This is a genomic window from Paeniroseomonas aquatica (assembly GCF_030409335.1).
GTDB classification, from domain to species: domain Bacteria; phylum Pseudomonadota; class Alphaproteobacteria; order Acetobacterales; family Acetobacteraceae; genus Belnapia; species Belnapia aquatica.
In genome coordinates, this window is record NZ_JAUFPN010000131.1 from 1 (window position 1) to 2,087 (window position 2,087).

At 65.5% G+C, this 2,087-nt stretch carries 2 protein-coding genes and 1 pseudogene; 1 reads left to right on the forward strand and 2 read right to left on the reverse strand.

Features of this window, described 5'->3' with window-relative positions; translation table 11 throughout:
- Positions 1-137: pseudogene (locus QWZ14_RS12125) on the forward strand (IS256 family transposase); the annotation flags it as partial.
- A 33-nt stretch (positions 138-170) separates the two neighbouring features.
- Here QWZ14_RS12125 and QWZ14_RS12130 read toward each other — a convergent pair.
- Both QWZ14_RS12130 and QWZ14_RS12135 read right to left on the reverse strand, forming a co-directional pair.
- Complete coding sequence (locus tag QWZ14_RS12130; RefSeq protein ID WP_290316931.1) at positions 171-719, reverse strand: c-type cytochrome; 549 nt, start codon at positions 717-719, stop codon at positions 171-173.
- 433 nt (positions 720-1,152) lie between these two features.
- Positions 1,153-2,087 (reverse strand): NAD(P)/FAD-dependent oxidoreductase (locus QWZ14_RS12135; RefSeq protein WP_290316932.1); only part of this gene is annotated, 935 nt, incomplete at its 5' end.

The window sequence follows — 2,087 nt, forward strand, 5'->3', positions numbered from 1 at the left end:
TCACCCGCCTCGTCGGGGCTCTGCTCCTCGAGCAGTCCGACGAATGGGCCACCCAGCGCTCCCGTTATATGACGCTGGAGACCATCGGCGCCGTGAGCAATACTCCCTCCGTCAGCCTGCCCGCTGCGGCGACCTGACACGGCGGCTCAGCCCGCTGAGGAGCACCGCTCCTACACCACGCCGGGGGACACGACCGGCATGTTGGCGTGGACGAAGCGAGCCGCGGTGATTGTGCGGGCCATCCCTGCGCCATCGTTGTAGCTGTCAGGCCCCCAGAGCGGTGGGAACTGGTACCGCTTGCCTTGCTCTGCCGCTTCCGCCGCTTCCAGGCGTTGTCCCTGGCCATCCTCGCCATGGCAGGAGGCGCAGGTGGAGGCAAAGACCTCGCGGCCCCGTTCTGGGTCGGCGGCGCGTGCCGGCAGCGGTAGGGGGGGTGCGCCACGGCCTTCGAGCGACCTGCCAACCTGCTGCGCTTCGCTGATGTAGCGAACATATGTGACGATTGCCTTCATCTCCGGACCGTCCACGGGCAGCGCCCGGCCGTTCATGCTGCGCTCCATGCAGCCGTTGACGCGCTCCTGCAGCGTGCGAACCTCATTCTCCCGCCCAATGTATTGCGGGAAGACCCCCCAGACCCCCGCGAGGGGCAGGCCGTATTGCTGGGTTCCCGCCTGCAGGTGGCAGGATTGGCACGTCAGTCCGTTCCCGGCGAAGCGCATAGCTGGATCTTGCGCGTCCGGGCCAATAAGTGACGATGTCCGCGAGATCAGATCTCGGCCACGCCGAACAGTCTGGCCGAAGATGTCATGGGCGGGCAACGCGTCCGGGTCTGGTACCTCCCAGGACGCAGCAGCAGGCGGCGACGGTGCAGGTGCCGCAGCGGGCGAACCGCCTCCAGGCGCCGCTACGATAGCTCGAGGCGGCGCCGCTTGTTGCGTGACCGCAGCAGGCGTGGCTTGCCGCACCGGAGTCCGCGGCTCGATAATCCGTGCAGGAGGACGCTGATGGAGAGATAGCAGGATTGCGGTCAAGCCGACCGAGACCAGCGAGACTGTCATAATGGATGGCGTGCGCATGATCTGGCTTTTTCCGAGTTCCGACGGCTCGTTTGAGGGGTCGCCTTGGTGGATCGCTGGCGGGGTTTTGCAGCGGCTAATCAGCTAGACGTGGGCGTGCCAGCCATTCCCGGCCCTTAAGCATGCCTTTCCAGTAGATCAGGGGCAGGATGCGCTCCTTGAGTAACCAGGCCAGGCGGCTCGGTTTGGTGCCGTCGATGAGCCACGCGGGAAAGCTCGGCATGAGCCGGCCCCCGTAGCCGAACTCAGCGAGAAGGACGCGACCACGCTCGACCGTTAGCGGACAGGATCCATAGCCGTCGTAGACCGCATCTGGCGCCCTGATCAGCCCCATGTCCTTCAGCAGGTTATGGGCGACCACCGGGGCCTGCTTGCGAGCGGCGGCGGCGGTCTTAGCGTTCGGCGCATTGCAGGCGTCACCCAAGCCATACACGTGCTTGAAGCTCCTGTGCCTGAGGGTGCCAGCGTCGACATCAAGCCAGCCCGCCGCATCGGCAAGCGGCGAGACACGCAGGAAATCCGGCGACTTTTGGGGAGGAACGACATGGATCATGTCGAACTGCACCTCGATCTCACTCTTTGCGCCGTCCGGCGCCGTCCGGGTGAACCAGGCGGTGCGGCTCGGCCCGTCGATGCGGGTGATGGTGTGCTGCAAGTGCAGGTTGATGCCATAGCGTTTCACTTGGCGCATAAGGGCAGGCACGTAGTCCTTGACCCCAAAGAGCACAGCACCGGCGCTGAAGAAGTCGATCTGCATGTCCCGTAGGCGGCCTGCCTTGCGCCAGAGGTCGGCCGAGAGATACATCGCCTTCTGCGGTGCGCCCGCGCACTTGATGGGCATGGGCGGCTGCGTGAACACGGCGCGGCCACGTCCTAGGTCACGAACGAGCTCGGCAGTGTAGGGCGCCAAGTCGGCACGATAGTTCGAAGTCACCCCATTGCGGCCGAGCGTCTCGACCAGGCCCTCGATGCCGTGCCAATCCAGCATGAGACCGGGAGCTACAACCAACC